General features: G+C 67.9%; 24 protein-coding genes. 12 read left to right on the forward strand and 12 right to left on the reverse strand.

Annotated features, from left to right (window positions below):
• Positions 1-191: 191 nt before the first annotated feature.
• The 4 genes from rho to hemE form a co-directional block, all read right to left on the reverse strand.
• Positions 192-1,448: a transcription termination factor Rho gene (gene rho, locus JHL17_RS03500; RefSeq protein ID WP_014249179.1), complete on the reverse strand. Its 1,257-nt coding sequence runs from the start codon at positions 1,446-1,448 to the stop codon at positions 192-194.
• 375 nt (positions 1,449-1,823) lie between these two features.
• Positions 1,824-2,255: a protoporphyrinogen oxidase HemJ gene (gene hemJ / locus JHL17_RS03505; protein ID WP_200190668.1), complete on the reverse strand. Its 432-nt coding sequence runs from the start codon at positions 2,253-2,255 to the stop codon at positions 1,824-1,826.
• A gap of 56 nt (positions 2,256-2,311) precedes the next feature.
• Entirely contained in the window at positions 2,312-3,430 is a 1,119-nt protein-coding gene (gene hemH, locus JHL17_RS03510) for a ferrochelatase (RefSeq protein WP_247893286.1), read from the reverse strand.
• A gap of 91 nt (positions 3,431-3,521) precedes the next feature.
• Positions 3,522-4,547, reverse strand: coding sequence for a uroporphyrinogen decarboxylase (gene hemE / locus JHL17_RS03515; protein ID WP_200190693.1), 1,026 nt, complete (start codon positions 4,545-4,547; stop codon positions 3,522-3,524).
• Positions 4,548-5,069: 522 nt separating this feature from the next.
• Between hemE and JHL17_RS03520 the strand changes: the two genes are divergently transcribed.
• Genes JHL17_RS03520 through dnaQ form a run of 5 tightly spaced genes read left to right on the forward strand, consistent with a single transcriptional unit; the run spans position 5,070 to position 8,729 of the window.
• Complete coding sequence (locus tag JHL17_RS03520) at positions 5,070-5,909, forward strand: pyruvate, water dikinase regulatory protein (RefSeq protein ID WP_200190669.1); 840 nt, start codon at positions 5,070-5,072, stop codon at positions 5,907-5,909.
• Entirely contained in the window at positions 5,906-6,508 is a 603-nt protein-coding gene (locus tag JHL17_RS03525) for a Maf family protein (protein WP_200190670.1), read from the forward strand. The genes JHL17_RS03520 and JHL17_RS03525 overlap by 4 nt, the downstream gene beginning before the upstream one ends.
• Before the next feature lie 35 nt (positions 6,509-6,543).
• Positions 6,544-7,398: a shikimate dehydrogenase gene (locus JHL17_RS03530; protein WP_200190694.1), complete on the forward strand. Its 855-nt coding sequence runs from the start codon at positions 6,544-6,546 to the stop codon at positions 7,396-7,398.
• 10 nt (positions 7,399-7,408) lie between these two features.
• A complete protein-coding gene (gene coaE, locus JHL17_RS03535) occupies positions 7,409-8,053 on the forward strand; it encodes a dephospho-CoA kinase (protein ID WP_200190671.1) in 645 nt (214 codons plus the stop codon).
• Complete coding sequence (gene dnaQ, locus JHL17_RS03540) at positions 8,046-8,729, forward strand: DNA polymerase III subunit epsilon (protein WP_200190672.1); 684 nt, start codon at positions 8,046-8,048, stop codon at positions 8,727-8,729. The genes coaE and dnaQ overlap by 8 nt, the downstream gene beginning before the upstream one ends.
• A 157-nt stretch (positions 8,730-8,886) precedes the next feature.
• On the opposite strand, the gene JHL17_RS03545 is transcribed toward dnaQ, so the two are convergent.
• From JHL17_RS03545 to JHL17_RS03555, 3 genes are read right to left on the reverse strand one after another with little or no spacing between them, the layout of a single operon-like run.
• Complete coding sequence (locus JHL17_RS03545; RefSeq protein ID WP_200190673.1) at positions 8,887-9,861, reverse strand: quinone oxidoreductase family protein; 975 nt, start codon at positions 9,859-9,861, stop codon at positions 8,887-8,889.
• Between the two features lie 46 nt (positions 9,862-9,907).
• The gene (locus JHL17_RS03550; RefSeq protein WP_200190674.1) at positions 9,908-10,405 is read right to left on the reverse strand and encodes a methylated-DNA--[protein]-cysteine S-methyltransferase; all 498 of its coding nucleotides are present in this window, start codon (positions 10,403-10,405) and stop codon (positions 9,908-9,910) included.
• A 17-nt stretch (positions 10,406-10,422) separates the two neighbouring features.
• Positions 10,423-12,474 (reverse strand): thioredoxin domain-containing protein, encoded by a 2,052-nt coding sequence (locus tag JHL17_RS03555; protein ID WP_200190675.1) that lies wholly within the window; start codon positions 12,472-12,474, stop codon positions 10,423-10,425.
• Positions 12,475-12,658: 184 nt separating this feature from the next.
• Between JHL17_RS03555 and JHL17_RS03560 the strand changes: the two genes are divergently transcribed.
• From JHL17_RS03560 to JHL17_RS03590, 7 genes are all read left to right on the forward strand, one after another.
• Positions 12,659-12,910, forward strand: coding sequence for a DUF6489 family protein (locus JHL17_RS03560; RefSeq protein WP_014249167.1), 252 nt, complete (start codon positions 12,659-12,661; stop codon positions 12,908-12,910).
• The gene (locus JHL17_RS03565) at positions 12,907-13,281 is read left to right on the forward strand and encodes a (2Fe-2S) ferredoxin domain-containing protein (RefSeq protein ID WP_345773746.1); all 375 of its coding nucleotides are present in this window, start codon (positions 12,907-12,909) and stop codon (positions 13,279-13,281) included. The genes JHL17_RS03560 and JHL17_RS03565 overlap by 4 nt, the downstream gene beginning before the upstream one ends.
• A 10-nt stretch (positions 13,282-13,291) precedes the next feature.
• Positions 13,292-14,620: a tRNA uridine-5-carboxymethylaminomethyl(34) synthesis GTPase MnmE gene (gene mnmE / locus JHL17_RS03570; protein ID WP_200190676.1), complete on the forward strand. Its 1,329-nt coding sequence runs from the start codon at positions 13,292-13,294 to the stop codon at positions 14,618-14,620.
• 105 nt (positions 14,621-14,725) lie between these two features.
• The gene (gene mnmG, locus JHL17_RS03575) at positions 14,726-16,606 is read left to right on the forward strand and encodes a tRNA uridine-5-carboxymethylaminomethyl(34) synthesis enzyme MnmG (protein ID WP_200190677.1); all 1,881 of its coding nucleotides are present in this window, start codon (positions 14,726-14,728) and stop codon (positions 16,604-16,606) included.
• Positions 16,603-17,217 (forward strand): 16S rRNA (guanine(527)-N(7))-methyltransferase RsmG, encoded by a 615-nt coding sequence (rsmG, locus tag JHL17_RS03580; protein WP_200190678.1) that lies wholly within the window; start codon positions 16,603-16,605, stop codon positions 17,215-17,217. The genes mnmG and rsmG overlap by 4 nt, the downstream gene beginning before the upstream one ends.
• A 62-nt stretch (positions 17,218-17,279) precedes the next feature.
• A complete protein-coding gene (locus JHL17_RS03585) occupies positions 17,280-18,077 on the forward strand; it encodes a ParA family protein (protein ID WP_200190679.1) in 798 nt (265 codons plus the stop codon).
• On the forward strand, positions 18,074-18,985 hold the full coding sequence (locus JHL17_RS03590) for a ParB/RepB/Spo0J family partition protein (protein WP_200190680.1): 912 nt from the start codon (positions 18,074-18,076) through the stop codon (positions 18,983-18,985). The genes JHL17_RS03585 and JHL17_RS03590 overlap by 4 nt, the downstream gene beginning before the upstream one ends.
• A gap of 34 nt (positions 18,986-19,019) precedes the next feature.
• On the opposite strand, the gene JHL17_RS03595 is transcribed toward JHL17_RS03590, so the two are convergent.
• The 5 genes from JHL17_RS03595 to JHL17_RS03615 are packed head-to-tail and all read right to left on the reverse strand — an operon-like array spanning position 19,020 to position 23,389.
• On the reverse strand, positions 19,020-19,514 hold the full coding sequence (locus JHL17_RS03595) for a dihydrofolate reductase (protein ID WP_200190681.1): 495 nt from the start codon (positions 19,512-19,514) through the stop codon (positions 19,020-19,022).
• A 33-nt stretch (positions 19,515-19,547) separates the two neighbouring features.
• The gene (hemW, locus tag JHL17_RS03600; RefSeq protein ID WP_200190682.1) at positions 19,548-20,717 is read right to left on the reverse strand and encodes a radical SAM family heme chaperone HemW; all 1,170 of its coding nucleotides are present in this window, start codon (positions 20,715-20,717) and stop codon (positions 19,548-19,550) included.
• Positions 20,705-21,304 (reverse strand): RdgB/HAM1 family non-canonical purine NTP pyrophosphatase, encoded by a 600-nt coding sequence (gene rdgB, locus JHL17_RS03605; RefSeq protein WP_200190683.1) that lies wholly within the window; start codon positions 21,302-21,304, stop codon positions 20,705-20,707. Before rdgB ends, hemW begins: the two co-directional genes overlap by 13 nt.
• 27 nt (positions 21,305-21,331) lie before the next feature.
• Positions 21,332-22,051 carry a ribonuclease PH gene (gene rph / locus JHL17_RS03610; protein ID WP_200190684.1) on the reverse strand — a complete coding sequence of 240 codons (720 nt, stop codon included), beginning with the start codon at positions 22,049-22,051 and terminating at the stop codon, positions 21,332-21,334.
• Positions 22,052-22,090: 39 nt separating this feature from the next.
• Complete coding sequence (locus tag JHL17_RS03615) at positions 22,091-23,389, reverse strand: MFS transporter (protein ID WP_200190685.1); 1,299 nt, start codon at positions 23,387-23,389, stop codon at positions 22,091-22,093.
• Positions 23,390-23,664 lie beyond the last annotated feature (275 nt).

A 23,664-nucleotide genomic window follows, 5' to 3' on the forward strand; every position in this document is an offset into this window, starting at 1 on the left:
CACGAGGTTCAGTCAACAACACGGTTGCTCTCCCGCGAGGGGAGAGGGGCTACGCGCAACGGTAAGATGCTTTTCCTGCCGCAAGCGCGAGATCTGTGCATCCCGTAGCGCCTTCGCGGGGATGACGCTCCCTGAAGCACCAGGCAGCGATCCAGGCCAGGGACCGGTGGATCCGGCCCCGGATCCGGTCCTTACTGGTTCATGCTTTCGAAGAACTCGTTGTTCGACTTGGTGTGCTTCAGCTTGTCGACCAGGAAGTCGACCGCGTCGGTCACGCCCATCGGCATCAGGATGCGGCGCAGGATCCACATCTTCGACATGGTGCCCTTGTCGACCAGCAGCTCCTCCTTGCGGGTGCCCGACTTGGAGATGTCGATGGCCGGGAAGGTGCGCTTGTCGGAGAGCTTGCGGTCCAACACGATCTCGGAGTTGCCGGTGCCCTTGAACTCTTCGAAGATCACCTCGTCCATGCGGCTGCCGGTGTCGATCAGCGCGGTGGCGATGATGGTCAGCGACCCACCCTCTTCCACGTTGCGGGCCGCGCCGAAGAAGCGCTTGGGCCGCTGCAGGGCGTTGGCGTCGACGCCGCCGGTCAGCACCTTGCCCGATGACGGCACCACCGTGTTGTAGGCGCGGGCCAGGCGGGTGATGCTGTCCAGCAGGATGACCACGTCGCGCTTGTGCTCGACCAGCCGCTTGGCCTTCTCGATCACCATTTCCGCGACCTGGACGTGGCGGGTCGCCGGCTCGTCGAAGGTGGAGCTGATGACCTCGCCGCGGACCGAGCGGGCCATGTCCGTCACTTCTTCCGGACGCTCGTCGATCAGCAGGACGATCAGGTAGGCTTCGGGGTGGTTGGTGGCGACCGAATGGGCGATGTTCTGCAGCATCACCGTCTTGCCGGTGCGCGGCGGCGCCACGATCAGCCCGCGCTGCCCCTTGCCGAGCGGCGCCACCAGGTCGACGATGCGGCCGGTGAGGTTCTTCTTGGTCGGATCCTCGACCTCCATCCGGATGCGTTCCTCCGGATAGAGCGGCGTCAGGTTGTCGAAGTTGATGCGGTGACGGACCTTGTCGGGCGCGTCGAAATTGATGGTGTTGACCTTCAGCAGGGCGAAATAGCGCTCGCCGTCCTTGGGCGAGCGGATCTGCCCTTCCACCGTGTCGCCGGTGCGCAGGCCGAAGCGGCGCACCTGGCTGGGGCTGACGTAGATGTCGTCGGGACCCGGCAGATAATTGGCTTCCGGCGAGCGCAGGAAGCCGAACCCGTCCTGCAGCACCTCCAGCACGCCGTCGCCGAAGATCGGAATGTCGTTCTCGGCCAGCTGCTTCAGGATCGCGAACATCATGTCCTGCTTGCGCAGGGTGCTCGCGTTCTCGATCTGCAACTCCTCCGCGAACGCCAGCAGTTCAGCGGGGCTCTTGCACTTCAGCTCTTGGAGATGCATCGGATTGCCTGTGAAATCGTCATGCGGGGGAATGGCCTTGGGGGTGGGGAGTGCCGGAGGGTCCGGCCGACGGCGGCAGGGGAGCGGTTGGGGCGGCGGGCGCCGCAACGCGGTCGCGTCGGGTGGGCAGCGGGTGGCGCTTTGGCGAATGCGCCCCAGGGCGTCCGGAAAATGGTCGCACGGAAGCGGATCGCCAGCCACCAGGCCCGGCTCAAGAACAGAGCATCGGATCGGCAGATGTGGGCGTGGGAGACCACAGGGCGAAAACCCCGTGGTCCTGACATGGTTATCGGATCGCTACGCGCAAGTCAAACGAAAGCGAAGCCGCCAAAGGTCGCGGATTCAGCTTTTTCCGGGGGATGGAAGAGCGGCCGGTCAGAAGGGCTTCACGACGACGAAGATGACGATGCCGATCATCAGCAGCGTCGGCACCTCGTTGGCGATGCGGTAGAAGCGCTGCGGCCGGGTGTTGCGGTCCAGGGCGAAGTCCCGGCGCCAGCGGGCCATCATCATGTGGCTGGCGGTCAGCAGCAGCACGAACAGCAGCTTGGCGTGCAGCCAGCCACCTTGCAGGAAAAGCTCACGGTTCATAGCGATCATCGTGATGCCGAACACGTACGCCGCGATCATCGCCGGGTTCATGATGGCGCGCAGCAGGCGGCGTTCCATCACCTTGAAGGTCTCCGACGTCTCCGATCCGGCCGGCGCCTGGCAGTGGTAGACGAACAGCCGCGGCAGGTAGAGCAGCCCCGCCATCCAGGCGATGATGCTGATGACGTGCAGCGCCTTGATCCATTCGTACAGCACCGGGCGTGTCCCCTTTTTTCATTGCGGTTCGGCCGTCGCAGGTCAACGGTTGCGGTTCAGCGACCCGCCTGCGGGCAGCCGGAGAAGTTGGACGGGCAGATCCGGTCGCCCTTCTGCGAGCAGACCGCCGCCTTGCCCGCGACCGTCTGCCGCACCAGCTTGGCCATCCCGTCGATGAAGCCGGGATGCACCCCTGCCGTCGGCACGCGGGTGAAATGCGGCACCCCGGCCTCCCTGGCCAGATGGCGGTATTCGATCTCGATCTCCACCAGCGTCTCGGAATGCTCCGACACGAAAGCCATCGGCACGACCAGGATCGGCACGCCGTCCTGGCCGGCGCGGCGGATCTCGGCGTCGGTGCTGGGGCCGATCCACTCCATCGGGCCGACGCGGCTCTGGTAGCAGTTGATCCAGTCGAGATCGTCGATGCCCAGCGCCGCGGCGATGGACTCAGCCGTCCGCTCGCACTGCCACTGGTAGGGATCGCCGGAGGCCACCACCTTCTTCGGCAGCCCATGGGCGGAGAACAGGACGCGCGGCCGGCCATGGGCCCTGGCCGCCTCGTACAGCGGGCGGATCAGATCCGCCGTCGCATCGATGAAACCGGCCTGGGTCGGGTAGCAGCACAGCAGCTTCGTCGGCACGGTCAGCCCGACGGTGCGCGCCGCCTCATGCCACGCCTTGGCGCTGGACGCCGTCGTCGTCGTGGAGAATTGCGGGTAGAGCGGCAGCAGCACGACCAGATCCGGGTCGTAGGCCTTCACCCGGGCCGCCGTCTCGGCGCTCATCGGGTGCCAGTAGCGCATGGCGATGAAGACCTTGCTCTCCGCCCCGGCCGCCGGATCGGCCTCCAGCACCCCTTCCAGCGCCGCCGCCTGGGCTTCCGTGTTCTCCAGCAGCGGCGACTTGCCACCGATCTGGGCATAGATCGCGGCGGCCGGCTTCGCCCGCCGTCCGCTGATCAGGCTGGCGATCAGGAAGCGGAACGGGTTCGGCAGCCGGATGATGGCCGGATCCGCGAACAGGTTGAACAGGAAGGGCCGTACCGCCTCCGGCGCGTCGGGACCGCCGAGGTTGAACAGCACGACGGCGACACGCCGTGGACGGCCCCCGGATGTTTGGCCGTCGGGCATGGGGTTGGACGAGGTGGAGGTCTGGGAGAATTGCTGGCTCATGGTGCCCGCTAAACTGGAGCGTCGCCGTCCCTCTGTCCAGACCCCCATCGTCGCTTTCTCAGGCCTTTATGGCCGCCGGCCGAAAACCCCGTCAGCCTCGGTTCGGCCACTCGCGCAGGATACGGGTCAGTTCGGCGACATGCTCCGGCGGGGTCGACTGGATGACGCCATGGCCCAGATTGAACACGAAGGGCCTTCCGGCCAACGCCTCCAGGATGTCCCGCGTGGCGGTGGCGAGCGCCTTGCCGCCGGTCGCCAGCATGATCGGATCGAGGTTCCCCTGCACCGGAAGCCGCGTCTGCAGATTGCGGGCCGCCCACACCGGCGAGACGGTGGTGTCGAGCCCGACGGCATCGACACCGGAATCGGCGACATAATCCTCATAGGCGTGGCCGGCCCCGCGCGGAAAGCCGATGATCGGCGTGTCCGGGTGATTCGCCTTCACCAGCGCGACGATCCGCCGCGTCGGCTCGATCACCCAGCGGCGGAACTCGCCGACCGGCAGCACGCCCGCCCAGCTGTCGAACAGCTGCACCGTTTCGGCCCCCGCCTCGATCTGGCGGCACAGGTAGTCGGCGGTGACCTCGACGATCAGGTCGATCAGCCGGCCGAAGCCGGCCGGGTCGCCATAGGCCCAGCGCTTGACATGCGCATACTCCTTGGACCCCGCCCCTTCGACCATGTAGCAGGCGATGGTCCAGGGAGCCCCGGCAAAGCCGATCAGCGTCGTCTGCGCAGGAATCGCGGTGGAGAGCCGGCGCACCGTCTCGTAGACCGGCGCCAGCGTCTCGTGGAAGCGGTCGCGCGAGAGCCGCTTCAGATCCTCCACGCCGCGGATCGGATCCAGCTTCGGCCCCTCCCCTTCCAGATAGGCCAGCGGCTGCCCCAGCGCATGCGGCACCACCAGGATGTCGGAGAACAGAATCGCCGCGTCCATGTCGTAGCGGCGCAGAGGCTGCAAGGTGACCTCGACGGCGAAGTCGGGATTGTAGCAGAGGTCGAGGAAGCTGCCCGCCTTCGCCCGCAGCTCGCGATACTCCGGCAGGTAGCGTCCGGCCTGACGCATCAGCCAGAAGGGCGGACGGGGCCGCACCTCTCCCGCCAGGGCGGCGAGCATCGGCTTCAGGGCGGGCTTGGATGCCCGATTCTGGATGTCGGAGCTGGTGGCGGACAAGGCGGTGCGTTCCCCCTGGATGCGATTCGAGCGACGAGATTCTGAACCCCGCGATTCGAGCGCCGATTCCGGGCCAGAATCCGGGGCGGGTCATCCCCTCTTCTTCACTATATTTTTTAAAGGGAGAAAGGAAGAGGATGAGGTGGATGGCTGTGGATAACGGTGATCCCCGTCGGGCGCGAATCTATCCACAGTTCCGGGGGCTTGTGCGGACATGTGCGCGGATCTGTGGACGATTCGGAGCACTACCGCAGGAAACGGCGGAAATGCTATAGCTGGACGAACGGGAGTCCCGTGGATAACAGGGCGGACGGGGCCGGATCTTCCCAGCTTCCGAAGCGGTCGGCGGAGTTGTTCCGCCCTTGGCCGTAACGGGGAGGAAGAGTCCCCCGGTCGGGACGAAACGAAGGCGGATCCGGTTGTCCACAGATCTGGGCCGGGTTCTCCACAGAATGTTGGGGACGGATGAAAGAGTTCCACCTACATCTCGTGTCCGATGCGACGGGCGAGACCATCAACAGCGTGGCGCGCGCCTGCGTCATCCAGTTCGACGACGTCCGGCCGGTCGAGCATTTCTGGAATCTGGTGCGGACCGACCGCCAGCTCGACCTCGTCCTGGAGGGAATCCGGGACAATCACGGGCTGGTGATGTTCACGCTCGTCGACGAGACGCTGCGCCGTCGCCTGCAGGATTTCTGCCGCGAGATGCAGGTGCCCTGCATCCCCGTGCTCGATCCGCTGATCAACGCGCTCGCCGCCTTCCTCGGCGTGGAATCGCAGCGCCAGCCCGGCCGCCAGCATGTGCTGGACGCCGAGTATTTCAGCCGCATCGACGCCGTCGATTTCGCCCTGTCCCATGACGACGGCCAGTCGAACTGGGATCTGCACGAGGCCGACGTCGTGCTGATCGGCGTGTCGCGCAGTTCCAAGACGCCGACCTGCATCTATCTGGCCAACCGCGGCATCAAGGCGGCCAACATCCCGCTGGTGCCCGGCAGCCCGCTGCCGGCGGAACTCGACATGCTGACCCGGCCCTTGATCGTCGGGCTGACCAAGGACCCCGACCGGCTGGTGCAGATCCGCCGCAACCGGCTCAAGCTGCTGAACCAGGGCGAGGGGTCGAGCTATGCCGATCCGGAGCTGGTGCGCGCCGAGGTCCAGGAGGGGCGCCGCCTGTTCAGCCGGCGCGGCTGGCCGGTGATCGACGTGTCCCGCCGCTCCATCGAGGAGACCGCGGCCGAGATCATGATGCTGCTCGCCCGCCGCCAGAGCGGCAACTTCAGCCCCGAGGGGAAGAAGACGTGAGCGCGCCGGTGCTGGTGCTGGCGTCGGGATCGCGCACCCGGGCGGCGATGCTGGAGCAGGCGGGGGTGACCGCCATCCTCGACAAACCGCTGGTGGACGAGGACGAGGTGAAGGCGGCCGGCCGGGCGGAGGGGGTCTCCGCCGACATCGTCGCTGAAACTTTGGCCGAGCTGAAGGCCCAGCGCATCACCCGCCGCCATCCCGGCGCGCTGGTGGTCGGCGCCGACCAGATGCTGGAATGCGAGGGTCGCTGGTTCGACAAGCCGGCCGACCACGCCGCGGCGCGTGCCCAACTGCTCGATCTGCGCGGCAAGACCCACCGGCTGGTCAGCTGCGCGGTGGTGGTGCGCGACGGCGAGCGGATGTGGCACCGGATCGACAGCGCCCGCCTGACCATGCGCAACTTCACGGAAGCCTTCCTGGACGAGTATCTCGACCTGGTCGGCGACGACGTGCTGCACTCCGTCGGCGCCTATCAGCTTGAAGGGCTGGGGGCGCAGCTGTTCCACCGGATCGAAGGCGACTTCTTCACCATCCTCGGACTGCCGCTTCTGCCGCTGCTCGGGTTTCTGCGCGTGCATGGGGTGGGCAGGGAATGACGGGATCGTATTCGGCCGGCGGTATGGCTGGTGGGATGGCGATCAGCGGCAAGGCCAAGGTCGCCGGCGTGATGGGCTGGCCGATCGGGCATTCGCGCTCTCCCCGGCTGCATGGCTTCTGGTTGCGGCAGTATGGGATCGACGGTGCCTACGTGCCGCTCGCGGTGGCGCCGGAACGGGCGGAGCAGGCGATCCGGGCCCTGCCCGCCCTGGGCTTGCGCGGCTGCAACGTCACCGTTCCCCTGAAGGAGATCGCCTTCCGCACCGTCGACCGGCTTGACGAGACCGCGCGGCGCATGGGCGCGGTCAACACCATCGTCGTGGCCGGGGACGGCGGGCTGGAAGGCGGCAACACCGACGGTTTCGGCTTCATCGAGAATCTGCGCGCCGAACAGCCGGGCTGGACTGCGGAGCATGGACCGGCGGTGGTGATCGGTGCCGGCGGCGCCGCCCGCGCCGTCGTGGTCGCCCTGCTCGACGCCGGCGCGCCGGAGGTGCGGCTGGTCAATCGCACCCGCGCCCGTGCCGAGGAACTGGCCGAGGATCTGGCCGCGGTCGGTCTCGCCGGCGGCGTGAGCGTGGTCGATTGGGCGTCACGGGAAGCCGCTCTCGACGGCGCCGCGCTGCTGGTCAACACCACGACCCAGGGGATGGCGGGACAGCCGCCGCTCGACCTGTCCTTGCGGGCCCTGCCCGTTTCGGCGGTCGTCAACGACATCGTCTATGTCCCGCTGGAGACCCCGCTGCTGGCCGAGGCCGGGAGGCGCGGCAATCCGGTGGCCGGCGGGATCGGCATGCTGCTGCACCAGGCGCGTCCGGGCTTCAAGGCCTGGTTCGGCGTCGAGCCGCAGGTGACGGCGGATCTGACCCGCTTCGTCCTGGAAGGCTGAGGCGCGGGCCATGATCGTGCTGGGCCTGACCGGCTCCATCGGCATGGGCAAGAGCACCGCCGCCCGGATGCTGCAAGCCATGGGTGCCCCGGTCTGTGATTCCGACGCTGTGGTGCATCGGCTGATCGGCCGCGGCGGCCGGGCGGTTCCGGCCATCGATGCCGCCTTTCCCGGCGTGGTCACCAATGGCGCGGTCAGCCGGCCGGCGCTGGGCGCCGCGGTGTTCCGCGACCCCGGCGCGCTGAAGCGTCTGGAGGCGATCCTGCATCCGATGGTCCAGGCGGCGCAGCGCGACTTCCTCGCCCGTGCCGCACGCCGGGGTGCGAAGATCGCCGTGCTGGACATTCCGCTGCTGTTCGAGACCGACGGGCAGCGCCGGGTCGATGCGACCATCGTCGTCTCCGCCCCCTTCGCCGTCCAGCGCGCCCGCGTGCTGGCCCGGCCCGGCATGACGGCGGAGAAATTCGCCGGCATCCTCGCCCGCCAGATGCCGGACGTGGAGAAACGTCGTCGTGCCGACCATGTCGTGCCGACCGGGGCCGGACGGCTGATGACGCGGCGGGCACTTCAGGGCATTGTGCGGGATGTGGCGAAGCGGCCGGGCCGGCACTGGCCGCCGCGCGGCTATCAACCAGGGCAGATCCATCATGCGTGAAATCGTTCTCGACACCGAAACCACGGGCTTCAAGCCGGAGGAGGGTCACCGGCTGGTCGAGATCGGCTGCATCGAACTGGTCAACCATCTCGCCACCGGCGAGCGCTTCCACGTCTACCTCAACCCCGAGCGTGACATGCCGCCGGAGGCCTTCGCCGTCCACGGGCTGAGCACGGAATTCCTGGCCGACAAGCCGCTGTTCAACGACGTCGCCGCCGACTTCGTCAATTTCATCGGCGACGCGCCGCTGGTGATCCACAACGCCGCCTTCGACATGCATTTCCTGAATTGGGAGCTGAAGATCGCCGGCTACCCGGTGATGCCGAAGGACCGCGCCGTCGACACCCTGCTGATGGCCCGGCAGAAGTTCCCCGGCTCGCCCGCCACCCTGGACGCGCTGTGCAAGCGCTTCGGCGTCGACAACTCCAACCGCACCCTGCACGGCGCGCTGCTCGACGCCCAGCTGCTGGCCGAGGTCTACCTGGAACTGCTGGGCGGCCGGCAGACCGGCCTGTCCTTTGCCGGCGGTCCGGCATCGAGGGGCGGCGTCGCCAGCCCGGTCCGCATCGACCGGCCCTTCCGCGAAGCCCGCGTCTTCGCCGTCAGCGACGAGGAGACCGCCGCCCATGCGGAGATGCTGAAGAAGATCAAGAACCCGCTCTGGGCGGTGGAGTAAAGGGATTGGTTTCTTGCGGCGTTAGACCCCCACCTAGCCTCCCCCGCTGAGCGGGGGAGGGACTGCCATCACTCTCCCGCCTAAGCACTTGTTCCCTCCCTCGCCCAGCGGGGGAGGGTTAGGGAGGGGGGCATCGTAAGCCGACACCCCCACACTCCTACGGCACCAGCACCGTCGATCCCGTCGTCGCCCGCGATTCCAGCGCCCGGTGCGCGTCCGCCGTGTCCTTCAGCGCGAAGCGCTGGTTCACCGTGAACGTCACCCCGCCATTCTTCACCGCATCGAACAGATCCGCGGCCGACGCCATCAGATCCTCCCGCTTGGCGGTGTAGGTCGCCAATGTCGGACGCGTCACATAGAGCGACCCCTTCGTCGCCAGCACCCCCAGATCCAGCGGAGCCGGAGCGCCGGACGCGGCGCCGAACAGCACCATCAGGCCGCGCGGCCGCAGGCAGTCCAGCCCCTTGAGGAAGGTCGTCTTGCCGACGCCGTCATAGACCACCGGCACGCCCTGCCCGTTCGTCAGCTCCTTCACCCGGACGACGAAATCCTCGCGGGCGTAGTCGATGGTGTGGTGGCAGCCATGGGCCTTCGCCAGCTCGGCCTTTTCCTCCGACCCGACGGTGCCGATCACCGTGGCGCCGAGATGCCGGGCCCAGGAGCATAGCAGCAACCCGACCCCACCGGCGGCGGCCTGTACCAGGATGGTGTCGCCGGGCTGGACCGCATAGGTGCTGCGCAGCAGATACTGCGCGGTCAGGCCTTGCAGCAGCGTGGCTGCCGTCGCCTGCTCGTCGACCCAGCTCGGCAGCGGCACCAGCCGGTCGGCGGCGATCAGGCGGCTCTCGGCATAGGCGCCGATGGACATGGCGTAGGCGACGCGGTCGCCGATTTTCAGCGTGGTGACGTCCGGCCCCAGCGCCTCGACCACCCCGGATCCGGCCATGCCGATTACCGCCGGCAGATCCGGCAGCTTGTAGGCGCCGGAGCGGTGATAGGTGTCGATGTAGTTCAGCCCGACGGCGGTCTGGCGGATGCGCACCTGGCCGGGACCGGGCTCTCCCACCTCGATCTCGTCCCAGCGCAGAACCTCCGGCCCGCCGTGTTCGTGGATGCGGATCGCGTGAACCATGGTGGTTGGTTTCCCTTATCGTCGATTGGTGTGTTTCGCGTCAGCCTCACAGCAGCGCGAACTGCTCCGCTGCCGCACCGTTGCCCTCTCCGATGCCGGCATGGCGGCGTTCCAGCGCCAGCAGCCAGGCCTTGGTGTCCAGCCCGCCGTTGCCGGAATAGCCGCCGGGGGCTCCGCCGCTGGCCAGCACGCGGTGGCAGGGGATGATGATCGGGATCGGGTTGGCGCCGCAGGCCCCGCCGACCGCGCGCGGCCCGCTGTCCAGCATCTTCGCCATCCCGCCATAGGTCGCGGTGCCGCCATAGGGGATCGCCAGCATCGCCTCCCAGACGCTCTGTCGGAAGGCGGTTCCGGCCGGTTTCAGCGGCAGGTCGAAACGTTGGAGCCGTCCCGTGAAATAGGCTTCCAGCTGACGCGCCGTCTCGGCCAGGACCGCATCGGGCTCGTCCTGGTCGAAGCGGCCCCAGCCGACCGCGGTGAGGGCGGATCCGTCGCCGGACAGCATCAGGGACCCGAGCGGACTGTCGATGGAAAGACGCGCCATGGTTTCCTCTCCGAAAGTCAGTTTCTCGTTGCCAGGAGCGCCGCCAGATCCGCCGGCGCCGTCACCGGAGCCGAACAGGTCATGCCGCGGCAGACATAGGCGGTGGCCGTCCCGTCGCGCATCCCCTTCCCCTGCGCCGGATGACCGGCGGGCAGATCCGCTCCCGGTGCGAGCACGGTCAGGATGCGGTTGGGCAGCGAACGGTCCAGCACAGTGCGGCGCAGCGCCTCCGTCTCGGCCGCCTTGCGCGGACCGACGACGACGATCTGCACCGGTGCCATCATCAGTTCCACCGCATTGAGGAAGGTGGTCAGCGGGAAGAAGTTGCGCGTCAATTCGCCGGAGAAGGCGGCGGCGAGCGCCTCCGCCCGGTCTCGGTAGGCATCCTCGCCGGTGCGCTGGAACAGCGTGGTCAGCACCGCCAGCATGGTGCCGTTGCCGCTGGGGGTGGCGTTGTCGGAGGCGGTCTTGGTGCGGACGATCAGCCCTTCCGCATCGTCGGCGGTGAAGAAATAGCCGCCTTTGGCGTCGTCCCAGAAATGGGCGTCGAGCGTCGCCACCCAGGTTCTTGCCTGATCGAGCGCCGCCGGATCGCCGGTCGCCTCGTGCAGGGCGAGCGCCGCCCGCGCCATCTGGGCATAATCGTCCAGCATGCCGGCATGCTTGCCCTGCCCGTGGCGCCAGCTGTGGCAGAGACGTCCGCCCGTATCCATGCGGTCGCGGACGAAGGCGAAGGCACGGCCGGCGGCGTCCAGCCACTCCGGTTCGTCCAGGGCCAGGGCGGTATGGGTCAGCGCCGCGATCATCAGGCCGTTCCAGTCGGCCAGCACCTTGTCGTCCCAGCCCGGCCGCACCCGCTTGGCCCGGGCCCGCAGCAGGATGTCCCGGCCCTTGGCGAGCATCGCCTCGGTGGCGTCGTCGTCGAGCGTCAAGCCGCCCAACCGGTTCAGGATGGTGACGCCTTCCCAATTGCCCTGGGGCAGCACCTCGTAAACGCGTTTAAACGTCGCCAGCCCGTTGTCGCCGAGGGCGGGACCGAGCAGTCGGTCGACCTCATGCTCCTGCCATATATAGAAGAGTCCCTCTTCGCCCTCGCTGTCGGCGTCCAGCGTCGCGGCGAAACCGCCGCCCTCGGCGATCATCTCGCGCAGCAGCCAGCCGGAGGTTTCGCGGATGCGGGTCTCCAGCAGCGGGTCGCGCGTCTCCTGCCAGACCAGCGTCATCAGGTCGAGCAGCTCGGCGTTGTCGTAGAGCATCTTCTCGAAATGCGGCACCAGCCAGCGTTCGTCGACCGAATAGCGGGCGAAGCCGCCGCCGAGATGGTCGTAGATGCCGCCCTGCGCCATGTTGGCCAGGGTGTGGGTCACCGCCTCGCGGAACGGTTCGCGGCCGGTGCGCTGCCAGGCCCGCCACAGCAACTCGAACAGCGGCACCTGCGGGAATTTCGGCGCGCTGCCGATGCCGCCATGGATCGGATCGACCTCGCGCAGCAGCCGTTGCGCCACCTGCTCCAGCATTTCCGCATCGACGGCGCCGGCCGAGCGGTTCTCCCCCATTCCGGCGAGCGCCGACTTCAGCGCGTCGACATTCTTGCCGACCTTGTCCGGTTCCTCGGCATAGGTGCCGGCGATGCCGCGCAGCACGTCGGGGAAGCCGGCCCGGCCATAGCGCGGGGCCGGCGGGAAATAGGTGCCGCCCCAGAAGGGCTCCGCGTCCGGCGTCAGGAACATGGTGAGCGGCCAGCCGCCCTGCTGCCCCAGCAGCGCGAGCGCCGACTGGTAAATGGTGTCGAGGTCCGGCCGCTCCTCCCGGTCGACCTTGATGTTGACGAACAGCTCGTTCATCAGCCCGGCGATCTCGGGATTCTCGAAGCTCTCATGCGCCATCACGTGGCACCAGTGACAGGCGGCATAGCCGATCGACAGCAGCACCGGCTTGTTCTCCGCCTTCGCGCGGGCGAAGGCCTCCGGTCCCCAGGCCATCCAATGGACTGGGTTGTCCTTGTGCTGCAGCAGATAGGGGCTGGTCTCCCGGCTCAGCAGGTTCGCGCCCAACGGAGTGGCGGGCATGGCGGTGTCCGATCTGTTGGTGTGTCGTTAGACAATAGGTGGCGCCGGGGTGGCGTTGCGCCAGGGCATCCTATCTGTATAGTGGGGCATGAGCCGCCGCGGCGCTCAACCCCAAAATCAACGCGGCCGATGCCCGGACCGGCGATCGCTCCGGCAACCGGCTCCGGCTCTGGAGGGGGTTCCCATGAAAATCACCGTCGACATCGACTGCACCCCGGACGAGGCCCGGCACTTCCTGGGCCTGCCCGACGTGAAGCCGATGCAGGATGCCATGATGCACGAGATCCAGGAACGGATGCGCGCCAACCTCCAGGCGATGGACCCGGAGACCATGCTGAAGACCTGGCTTCCGGCCGGCATCCAGGGGATGGAGCAGATGCAGAAGATGTTTTGGTCCCAGATGGCGTCGGCCCTGGGCCAGGAAGGAAGAAAGTGACCGAGCACTCCATTGAATCGCAGAGGCCCTATTTCGAAGCCCATGTCTTCTGCTGCACCAACCGCCGCCCCGACGGCCACAGGCGCGGATCCTGCGCCGCCCACGGCTCGGAGAAGCTGCGGGATTATATGAAGGCCCGCGCCCGTGAACTCGGCTTCGACGGCAAGGTGCGGATCAACTCCGCCGGCTGCCTCGACCGCTGCGAACTGGGTCCGACCTTGGTGATCTATCCGGAAGGCGTCTGGTACACCTATCGCAGCACCGCCGACGTCGATGAAATCCTGCAGACCCATCTGGTCGAAGGCCGCCGCGTCGAACGCCTGATGCTGACGGCGGACCAGCGGGAATTGCGACCCGAGCAGCAGGGCTGATCCGCACCCGATGTTCACCACCATCTACGCGCTCGCCACCGCCCCCGGACGATCCAGTGTGGCGGTGGTTCGCATTTCGGGGCCTGGGGCCGGATCCGCCCTGGCTGCACTGACCGGCCGCCCTCTGCCCATGCCGCGCCGTGCCGTGCTGACCAAGCTGCGCAACCCAAAGACCGGCGACGCGCTCGACGACGCGCTGATCCTCCGCTTCGTCGCCCCCGCCAGCTTCACCGGCGAGGATGTCGTGGAACTGCACCTGCATGGCGGCCGGGCTGTCGTCACCGGCGTGATCGAAGCGCTCGCCACCCTGCCCGGCCTGCGGCTGGCCGAACCCGGCGAGTTCACCCGCCGCGCCTTCGAGAACGGCAAGCTCGACCTGACCGAGGCCGAGGCGGTCGCCGATCTGATCGATGCCGAGACCACCGCGCAGCGGCGGCAGGCCTTGCGGCAGATGGAGGGAGCGCTCGGCAAACTCTATGACGGCTGGCGGGAGCGGCTGACCCGCGCGCTCGCCCATATCGAGGCCGACATCGACTTCGCCGAGGACGACCTGCCCGGCGGTGTCGCCGATGCCGTCCGTCCGGTGATCGCCGGGCTGGCCGGGGAGATCGCCGCCCATCTCAACGACGGCGGCCGGGGGGAACGGCTGCGCGAAGGCCTGCACATCGCCATCGTCGGTGCGCCCAATGCCGGCAAGTCGAGCCTGCTGAACGCCCTGGCCCGCCGCGATGCCGCCATCGTCTCCGCCCGTGCCGGTACCACTCGCGACATCATCGAGGTTCATCTCGACCTCGGCGGTTACCCCGTCGTGCTGGCCGACACCGCCGGGCTACGCGAGGCCGCCGCTGACGAGGTCGAGGAGGAAGGCATCCGCCGGGCCCGTGACCGGGCGGCGCGGGCCGACGTCAAGGTGGCGGTGTTCGATGCCACCACCCTGCCCGACCTCGACCCGGCGACGCTCGACCTGATCGACCGCGACACGGTGGTGGTGTTCAACAAGACTGACCTTGCCAAGGCTGCCGATCTGCGGCCGGATCTGTCGCCGATCGCGGTCTCCGCGCAGACCGGCGCCGGCTTGAAGCTGCTCGAAGACAAGCTGACGGCCTACAGCGCCGATCGCCTTGCCATCGGCAGCACCCCGTCCCTGACCAGAGCCCGTCACCGCGAGGCGCTGACGGAGTGCCGGGAGTCGCTGCTGCGAGCGCTGGAGGCGCCACTTCCTGAACTGGCGGCGGAGGATGTACGGCTTGCCAGCCGGGCGCTTGGCCGCATCACCGGCCGGGTCGATGTGGAGGATTTGCTGGACGTGATCTTCCGGGACTTCTGCATCGGGAAATGAGAGTGGCAAGCGAGGGCGTGTTTCACGTGAAACAGCGCGGGACTGCGGCACTTGCCCCCGCCCCGCCTCTTGGATCCGTGCCGCCGTTCGGCTATGGTCCCGCACATGCGAAGCTATGATGTCATCGTTGTCGGCGGCGGTCACGCCGGCTGTGAGGCGGCTGCGGCGGCAGCGCGCATGGGTGCGCGCACGCTCCTGCTGACCCACAAGGTCGAAACCATCGGCGAGATGTCCTGCAACCCCGCCATCGGCGGCTTGGCCAAGGGCCATCTGGTGCGGGAGATCGATGCGCTGGACGGGGTGATGGCGAAGGCCATCGACCGCGGCGGAATCCAGTTCCGTATCCTGAACCGCAGCAAGGGACCCGCCGTTCGCGGTCCGCGCGCCCAGGCCGACCGCAAGCTCTACCGTCAGGCGATGCAGTCGCTGCTCGCCGGCCAGGAGAACCTGTTCATCGAAGCCGGCGGTGCCGAGGACCTCATCGTCGATCCCGACCAGCGCATCACCGGCGTCGTCACCGGGGCCGGCGAGTCCATCCGGGCTGGCGCCGTGGTGCTGACCACCGGCACCTTCCTGCGCGGCCTGATCCATATCGGTGAGGAACGCACCCCCGCCGGCCGCGTCGGCGAGGCGCCGTCCATCGGCCTGTCGGACACGCTGGCCCGGCTCGGCTTCCCGCTCGGTCGCCTGAAGACCGGTACGCCGCCGCGCCTCGATGGCCGCACCATCGATTGGGATGCGCTGGAGAAGCAGCCCGGCGATACCCCGCCCCCGCCCTTCTCCTACATGACGGAGCGGATCGACACGCCGCAGATCGACTGCGCGATCACCTGGACGACTGCGGAGGCGCATGCGCTGATCCGCGCCAACCTGCACCGTGCTCCGATGTATTCCGGCCAGATCACCGGCACCGGCCCGCGTTACTGCCCGTCGATCGAGGACAAGGTCGTCCGCTTCGCCGAGAAGGAGAAGCACCAGATCTTCCTGGAGCCGGAAGGGCTGGACGATCCCACCGTCTATCCGAACGGCATCTCGACCTCCCTGCCCCGCGACGTGCAGCTCGGCATTTTGGCCAGCATGCCGGGATTGGAGAAGGTGGTGATGATCCGCCCCGGCTACGCCATCGAATACGACTATGTCGATCCGCGCGAGTTGAAGCCGACGCTGGAGACCCGCCGGGCGCCGCGCCTGTTCCTGGCCGGCCAGATCAACGGCACCACCGGCTATGAAGAGGCGGCGGCCCAGGGCCTGATGGCCGGCATCAACGCCGCGCTGGCGGCGGGCGGCAACCGCGACGGCTTCGTGCTCGACCGCGCCGACGCCTATATCGGCGTGCTGATCGACGACCTGATCGGCCGAGGCACCAACGAGCCCTACCGCATGTTCACATCACGCGCCGAATACCGGCTGCTGCTGCGCGCCGACAATGCCGACCAGCGGCTGACCGACAAGGGCATCGCCATCGGTTGCGTCGGGTCGGAGCGTCGGGATGTCTTCGCCGCCAAGAGCGCGGCGCTGTCGGCCGGCCGGACCCTGGTCGCCTCGCTGCAGGCGACGCCGGTCGAGCTGGCGCGCCAGGGCGTCGCGGTGAACCAGGACGGCGTGCGCCGCAGAGCTGCCGACCTGCTGCGCTACCCCGACATCGACCTCGCCACTCTGGCTCGTCTCTGGCCGGAGCTGGGTGGGATCGCCCCGGAGATCGCCGAGCAGCTGGAGATCGACGGCAAATACGCCGGCTACCTCGGCCGGCAGGAGGCCGATATCCGCGCCTTCCGTAAAGACGAGTCCCTCGCCTTGCCCGACGATCTCGACGTTGACGGCATCGGCAGCCTGTCCGCTGAAATCCGGCAGAAGCTGCGCCAGTCGCGCCCGGCGACCCTGGGTGCGGCAGCCCGCATTCCCGGCATGACCCCGGCGGCCCTGGTCGCCTTGCTGCGTCATGTGAAGCGTCGCGACGTGACGTCAGCCGGGGTGGCCGCGGAATGAGTGCATTCGGCGCGGTTGCATTTCAGGAGGCCATCGGTGTTTCACGTGAAACACTCGACCGCCTGATCGCCTATGAAGAGCTGCTGCGCAAGTGGCAGCCGAAGATCAACCTGATCGGACCCTCTACCCTCCCCGATGCGTGGAAGCGTCACTTCCTCGATTCCGCCCAGCTCTACCCGCTGCTGCCGCAAGGTGTGCAGGTGCTCGTCGATCTCGGCAGCGGAGCCGGCTTTCCCGGGCTGGTACTCGCCATCCTCGGCGTGCCGCAGGTTCATCTGATCGAGAGCGACGTGCGCAAATGCGCCTTTCTGCGCGAGGCCGCCCGCGTCTGCGACGCGCCGGTCACCGTCCATGCCAAGCGCATTGAGACCGTCACCGGGATCGAGGCCGACGTGGTCACCGCCCGGGCGCTGGCACCGCTGGCCGATCTGTTCGCCTGGGCTCACCCTTTCATCGGCTCGCGCGGCAAGTGCCTGTTCCTGAAGGGCGCGGCGCTGGAGGACGAATTGACCGCCACCATGCGAACTTGGACATTGCGGGCTGAACGCTTCGACAGTCGCAGTGATCCGAGCGGAACCATCCTGCGTGTAAGCAACCTCGAGCGTGCGTGAAGACCGTGCCTGACGCCGTTCCTCCGCCCTTTTCCCGCCAACCGGATTCCCGAGAGGCTGCCATGTCTGCCGTCACCCGTCCCCTTGCCCGCGTGGTTGCGATTGCCAACCAGAAGGGCGGCGTGGGCAAGACCACGACGACGATCAACCTCGCCACCGCGCTCGCCGTCATCGGCAAGCGGGTGCTGGTCATCGACCTTGATCCGCAGGGCAACGCGTCCACCGGTCTCGGCATTCCCCGGTCCGATCGCCGCGTCGGCATCTACGACGTGCTGTTCGACGACGTGTCGCTGGAGGAGGCGGCAACTCCTTCCTCCGTGCCGAACCTGGCGATCATCACCTCGTCTGTCGACCTGTCGGGCGCCGAGATCGAGCTGGTCGGTGCCGAGCGCCGTGAGTTCCGCCTGCGGGAGGCTGTCGCCAACAGTGCGCTCGAATATGATTACGTCCTGATCGACTGCCCACCGGCGCTGGGGCTGCTGACGCTGAACGCGCTGGTCGCCTCGCATGCCGTCATGGTCCCCTTGCAGTGCGAGTTCTACGCGCTGGAGGGTCTCAGCCATCTGGTCCGCACCATCGAGCGGGTGAAGCGCGCCTTCAACCCGAACCTCGACATCCACGGCGTCGTGCTGACCATGTTCGACAAGCGCAACAATTTGTCGGACATGGTGGCGGCGGATGTCCGCGGCTTCTTCGGGGAGAAGGTGTACGACACCGTGATCCCGCGCAACGTCAAGGTCTCCGAAGCGCCGTCGCACGGCAAGCCGGTGCTGATCTACGACATGCGCTGCCCCGGTTCCCAGGCCTACATCCATCTGGCGGGCGAGGTGCTGCGCCGTGAGAAGAGACTGACCGCATGATCGACGACACCAAACAAGGCGGCGCCCGCCGCGCCAGCCTGGGCCGCGGCCTGTCCGCGCTGTTCGGCGAGGCGACCGAGGATTACTCGGCGCTCGACAAGGTGCGGCAGTCCAAGCAGGTGCCGATCGAGTTCGTCCATCCCGGCAAATACCAGCCGCGGCGGAAGTTCGACGACGAGGCGATCCAGGGCCTCGTCGAGTCCATCCGCGACAAGGGCATCCTGCAACCGCTGCTGGTCCGCCGCGACGGCGAGGACTCCAACTCCTACGAGCTGATCGCCGGCGAACGCCGCTGGCGCGCGGCGCAGATCGCCGGCCTGCACGAGGTGCCGGTCATCATCCGCGATCTCAGCGACCGCGAGGCGCTGGAAATCGCGCTGATCGAGAACATCCAGCGCCAGGATCTGACCCCGCTGGAAGAGGCGGAGGGCTATCGCCGCCTGATGGAGGAGTTCGAGCACACGCAGGAGGATCTGGCCCGCTCCGTCGGCAAGAGCCGCAGCCATGTCGCCAACATGATGCGCCTGCTGGCCCTACCGGACCCGGTCAAGTCGATGGTGCAGGACGGGGCACTCACCGCCGGGCATGCCCGCGCCCTGCTGACCGCCCCGGATCCGGCCGCCGTTGCCCGTGAGGTGGTCACGCGTGGCTTGAACGTCCGCCAGACCGAAGACCTGATGCGCGGCGACCAACCCAAGGCGAGGAAGGGCAAGGCCGCGAATGGCGGGATGGTATCCGCCCCGGCGATGAAGGACGTCGACCTGATCAACCTGGAGGAAGAGATCTCCGCCCGCATCGGGTTGAAGGTCGCGATCAATCCCCAAGGTCAACGCGGAACGATCACCATCCATTACCAGACGCTCGACCAGCTCGACGATGTGTTGCACCGGTTGGGCGGCGAAGAGTAAGGGGGGCGGGTCGCTTCTCGGGGGCGTTCGCGCCCTACCCCCGCACTTTCTCGAAATCGATGTAGCGGTAGAACAGCCCGTTCTCTTCCATGGGCGCGCTCGACCACACCTCCGCCCATTCGGCGCCGATCGGCGGCATCGTCGTATCGCCCTCCACCGCACTCTCGATGCGGGTTAGGTGCAGGCAATCGGCGATCGGCAGCGTCTCGCGGAACAGGGCGGCGCCGCCGATGACGCAGAGTTCGGCTGCACCGGAGCCTTGCGCCCAGGAAATGGCGGCGCCGAGGCCGGTGAACCAGCGGGCGCCGTCCTGTTCGCCGACCATGCCCTGACGGCTGATGACCAGATTGTCGCGGCCGGGCAGCGGGCGGCGCGGCAGGGACTCCCAGGTCCTGCGGCCCATCAGGATCGGCTTGCCCATCGTCAGTTCCCTGAACCGGCGCAAGTCGCCGGGAAGGTGCCAGGGCAGCCGGCCGTCGCGGCCGATCACGTCGTTCGTTGCAGCGGCGACGATCAGGCTGATGCGCATCCCCTGTCCTTTCCCTGTTATAGACAGAGGATTTTACGCCAGAATCGCGCCGAGCACCGCGTTCAGTCGCTGTAGCCCCTCCGATGTCGCAACCAGCCGCTCGGCATCTCGGGTGAGGAAACCGCCGTCGATCAGGCGCGATAGTGCGGCGGGATCGACGAAATCGTCCAGCGTCCGGCCAGTCTCCTCGACCAGACGCGCCAGCCTTACCCCTTCGCTCAGGCGCAGGCCCATCATCATCAGCTCGGTACCGCGGGCGTCGCGGCCGATAGGGTCCGGAGCGGCGGCACCGTGGCCATGGCGCTCCACCCGCTCCAGCCAGATTTCCGGGGCGCGATGGGCGCGGGTGGCGAACTTCCCGCCGTCCAGCGTCAGCCGGCCATGGGCGCCGGGACCGATACCGACATAGTCGCCATAGCGCCAATAGGTCAGGTTGTGGCGGCTTTCCTCGCCGGGGCGGGCGTGATTGGAAATCTCGTAGGCCGGCAGCCCGGCCGCATTCAACTGACTCTGCGTCGCCTCGTAGAGATCGCCGGCGAGGTCTTCGTCGGGCAGCACCAGATCGCCGCGTGCATGCAGCGGGTAGAAGGCGGTGCCCTCCTCGATGGTCAGCTGATAGACCGACAGGTGGCCGACGGCATAGTCGAGCGCCCGCGCCAGTTCCGCTTGCCACGCTGCGACCGTCTGGCCGGGACGGGCATAGATCAGGTCGAAGGAGAAGCGATCGAAGGTTCTCGCCGCCAGTTCGATGGCGCCGGTCGCCTCCGCCGCATTGTGCTGGCGGCCGAGGAACTTCAGGCTGGCATCGTCCAGCGCCTGGATGCCCAGCGAGACGCGGTTGATCCCGGCGCTGCGGAAGGCGCGGAACTTGTCGGCTTCCACGGAGGTCGGGTTGGCCTCCAGCGACACTTCCAGCCGGTCGGCGACCGGCCAGCGTTGGGCGACGCGGTCGATGAGGGCACCGACCGTCGCCGGCTCCATCAGCGACGGGGTGCCGCCGCCGAAGAAGATCGAGGTGACGGTGCGGCCGGCGGTCAGGTCGGCGTAATGGTCCAGCTCGCGCAGCAGCCCGGCCCGCCAGCGGTCATGGTCGACCCGCTCGCGGACATGGCTGTTGAAATCGCAGTAGGGGCACTTCGACTTGCAGAAGGGCCAATGGACGTAGATCGCAAATCCAGGATCTGAACCACTCACCGGAAGCACCGCTCCACCAGCTGGCGGAAGGCGTCGGCGCGGTGGCTCATCTCGTGCTTCCTGGCTTGATCCATCTCGCCGAAGGTCAGTTCGTGGCCGTCGGGGAGGAACATCGGGTCATAGCCGAAGCCATGGGGACCGCGCGGCGGCCACACCAGCGTACCATGGCAGCGGCCCTCCACCGTCTCGACATGGCCGTCCGGCCAGGCCAGCGACAGGGCGCAGACGAAATAGGCGCTGCGGTCGGCTTTACCGACAAGCCCATCCTCGACCTTCCGCATCGCCATGGCGAAGTCCTTGTCCGGACCGGCCCAGCGGGCGGAATAGATGCCGGGATCGCCGTTCAGCGCCGGCACCACCAGCCCGCTGTCGTCGGCGAGCGCCATGTGGCCGGCGGCTGCCGCGGCCCTGGCCTTCAGCTCGGCATTGGCGACGAAGGTCGTGCCGGTTTCCTCTGGTTCGGGCAGGCCCAGCTCCCCGGCCGAGGTGAAAGTGGCGACATAGGGGCCGAGCAGGTCGGCGATCTCGCGCACCTTGCCCTTGTTGTGGCTGGCGATGACGAGGGTGTCGCCGGTGAAGCGGCGGGGAGCGGACATGATGATGGAACTCCGGCTGAAACGGCCTTACTTGATGCCGAGGACCTGCTTCTGCAACGCCACCAGCTCGGTCACGCCCTTGCGGGCGAGCGCCAGCAGCTCCATGAACTGCGGCTCGGAGAAGGGGGCTTCCTCGGCGGTGCCCTGGATCTCGACGATGCCGGCCTTGCCGGTCAGGACGAAGTTGGCGTCGGCCTGCGCCTTGGAATCCTCGTCGTAATCGAGGTCGAGCACGGCGTTGCCCTGATAGAGGCCGCAGGAGACGGCGGCGACCTGATCGGTCAGCGGCATGGTCTTCAGCGCGCCGATCTGGATCAGGTGCTGGAAGGCCAGATGCAGGGCGACATAGCTGCCGGTGATGGCGGCGGTGCGGGTGCCGCCGTCGGCCTGGATGACGTCGCAGTCGATCTTGATCTGCTTCTCGCCCATCGCAGACCGGTCGGTGACGGCGCGCAGCGCGCGGCCGATCAGCCGCTGGATTTCCTGGGTGCGGCCGGACTGCTTGCCCTTGGCCGCCTCGCGGTCGCTGCGGCTGTGGGTGGACCGCGGCAGCATGCCGTATTCGGCGGTGACCCAGCCGAGGCCGGTGTTCTTCAGGAAGCGCGGAACCGTCTCGTCGACGCTGGCGGTGCACAGCACATGCGTGTTGCCGAAGCGCACCATGCAGGAGCCCTCGGCGTAGCGGCTGAAGCCGGGTTCGAGGAAGACGGTGCGCAGCTGGTCGAAGGCGCGGCCGGAGGGGCGCATGGGCATCATTCCGAAGGTGGTTTGCAGTTCGGCGGCAAGCTAACGGCTCTGCCCGCCCCCGTCCAGCGCAGTGTCCAGCACGGCGTCCGCGGCTGCGGGCGCAAGCGTTGGCGCCGGCGCGCGCGTCGCCCGCTCCAGCCAAAAGGTCAGCAGCGGCACGGCAAGCCCGATGATGAGGGAGATGGCCGCCATGGTCGAGGCATGCTCCAGCCGGCCGTCGGGCCCGTTGGTCAGGATCTCCGCCGACAGGAAGGCGCCGAAGGCGGAACTGAGATGCTGGACCGCCGACACCAGCGCCATGAAGCCGGCGCGTTCCTGCGGGTCGGGCACGCGGGAATAGGCGGCGCCGTTGGCGACCATGCGGATGCCGACGAACATCATGAAGAAGGGGAACAGCCCCAGCACCGGCATCCAGGGCCGGTAGCCGATGAAGGCGGTGAAGATCACCAGGCTCAACCCCACCGTCGCCGCGAAGGTGATGGCGCCGGAGCCGTGGCGGTCGACCAGACGGCCGGCCCAGCGCGCGGCGAAGAAGCTCAACGCGCCGCCGGTCATGTAGACCAGGCTCAGATGGTCGCGCGGAAAGCCCAGATTGCCCTGCACATAGGCGGCGATGTTGGGGACGATCATGAATTGCTGGACCTGCACCAGCGCCACGGTGGCGTAGGCCAGCCAGACCTTGCGGCGCGACAGCAGCGCGGTCATGCGGACCAGGGCGCCCCGCTGCGGCCCGGCGGTCAGATGGCCGCGCTGCGGCGGCAGGATGGCGATGGCGGCGACCGCCACCACCAGACCGGCGAAGGCCACGGCGAAGAAGGGCAGACGCCAGCCGCCGTAGAGCGCCAGTTCCAGCCCGATCGGCACCCCGGCGATGGCCGACAGCGAAAAGGCCGACATCACCGCCCCCATCGCCTGCCCGCGCCGCCGCGGCGCCACTTGGTCGGTCACGGTGGCGATGGCGACCGCCACTGCCGGGCCGCCGAACAGCCCGGCCAGCACACGCGCCGCCAGCAGCGACGGAAAGTCCCAGGCCAACCCGCCGAGCGCCGTCGAGACGATCAGCCCGGCCATCGCGACGGCGAGCGCGCGGCGCCGGTCGAACCGGTCGAGCAGCATCGACCCGATCAGCCCCGCCACCGCGGCGGCGGCGGTATAGCTGCCGCCGATATAGCCGATGTGCGCCGCCGGGATGTCCAGCGCCCGCGCGAAGTCGGGGCCGAGCGGCATCACCATCATGAAGTCGAGGATGTTGATGAACTGCACCGCGGCGATGACCAGCGCGATGCGGCGTTCGTTCGGTGTCATCGCTGTGGGGGGCGCGGTGGGAGTCTGGGACAAGACGGCGGCTCCGGCAGCAGGGACAGGGCGTGGATGCCGCCTGTCGTGCCGCATGGTAACAGCCGCCGTCCGCTCCTCCCAAACGGTGCGGTCATGCACGGCGAGCGGATCAGATAGGACGCTTTGCCAACCGGATGTGTCGCCGATCGTTAGAAAAATGCATGATTCGTACAAAAAGTGGGTGATGGAGACTTGGCGAGTTGCATAGGCGGCGTATACGATCGCGGCCCCACCGTCGGCAGCGCACGCAAATATGCCCAATGAAGACCGACGGG

Source organism: Azospirillum endophyticum, from assembly GCF_016595245.1.
GTDB lineage: Bacteria > Pseudomonadota > Alphaproteobacteria > Azospirillales > Azospirillaceae > Azospirillum > Azospirillum endophyticum.

Coding starts and splice junctions, on each gene's coding strand:
- JHL17_RS03555 (WP_200190675.1), bottom strand. CDS start 12,474: ATGCCCGCCACTCCGTTGGGCGCGAACCTGCTGAGCCGGGAGACCAGC.
- rdgB (WP_200190683.1), bottom strand. CDS start 21,304: ATGTCCGCTCCCCGCCGCTTCACCGGCGACACCCTCGTCATCGCCAGC.
- JHL17_RS03585 (WP_200190679.1), top strand. CDS start 17,280: ATGTCTGCCGTCACCCGTCCCCTTGCCCGCGTGGTTGCGATTGCCAAC.
- rph (WP_200190684.1), bottom strand. CDS start 22,051: ATGCGCCCCTCCGGCCGCGCCTTCGACCAGCTGCGCACCGTCTTCCTC.
- JHL17_RS03560 (WP_014249167.1), top strand. CDS start 12,659: ATGAAAATCACCGTCGACATCGACTGCACCCCGGACGAGGCCCGGCAC.
- JHL17_RS03530 (WP_200190694.1), top strand. CDS start 6,544: ATGGCGATCAGCGGCAAGGCCAAGGTCGCCGGCGTGATGGGCTGGCCG.
- coaE (WP_200190671.1), top strand. CDS start 7,409: ATGATCGTGCTGGGCCTGACCGGCTCCATCGGCATGGGCAAGAGCACC.
- mnmE (WP_200190676.1), top strand. CDS start 13,292: ATGTTCACCACCATCTACGCGCTCGCCACCGCCCCCGGACGATCCAGT.
- dnaQ (WP_200190672.1), top strand. CDS start 8,046: ATGCGTGAAATCGTTCTCGACACCGAAACCACGGGCTTCAAGCCGGAG.
- mnmG (WP_200190677.1), top strand. CDS start 14,726: ATGCGAAGCTATGATGTCATCGTTGTCGGCGGCGGTCACGCCGGCTGT.
- JHL17_RS03545 (WP_200190673.1), bottom strand. CDS start 9,861: ATGGTTCACGCGATCCGCATCCACGAACACGGCGGGCCGGAGGTTCTG.
- hemH (WP_247893286.1), bottom strand. CDS start 3,430: ATGAGCCAGCAATTCTCCCAGACCTCCACCTCGTCCAACCCCATGCCC.
- rho (WP_014249179.1), bottom strand. CDS start 1,448: ATGCATCTCCAAGAGCTGAAGTGCAAGAGCCCCGCTGAACTGCTGGCG.
- hemE (WP_200190693.1), bottom strand. CDS start 4,547: ATGCTCGCCGCCCTGGCGGGAGAGGTGCGGCCCCGTCCGCCCTTCTGG.
- rsmG (WP_200190678.1), top strand. CDS start 16,603: ATGAGTGCATTCGGCGCGGTTGCATTTCAGGAGGCCATCGGTGTTTCA.
- JHL17_RS03590 (WP_200190680.1), top strand. CDS start 18,074: ATGATCGACGACACCAAACAAGGCGGCGCCCGCCGCGCCAGCCTGGGC.
- JHL17_RS03550 (WP_200190674.1), bottom strand. CDS start 10,405: ATGGCGCGTCTTTCCATCGACAGTCCGCTCGGGTCCCTGATGCTGTCC.
- JHL17_RS03595 (WP_200190681.1), bottom strand. CDS start 19,514: ATGCGCATCAGCCTGATCGTCGCCGCTGCAACGAACGACGTGATCGGC.
- JHL17_RS03520 (WP_200190669.1), top strand. CDS start 5,070: ATGAAAGAGTTCCACCTACATCTCGTGTCCGATGCGACGGGCGAGACC.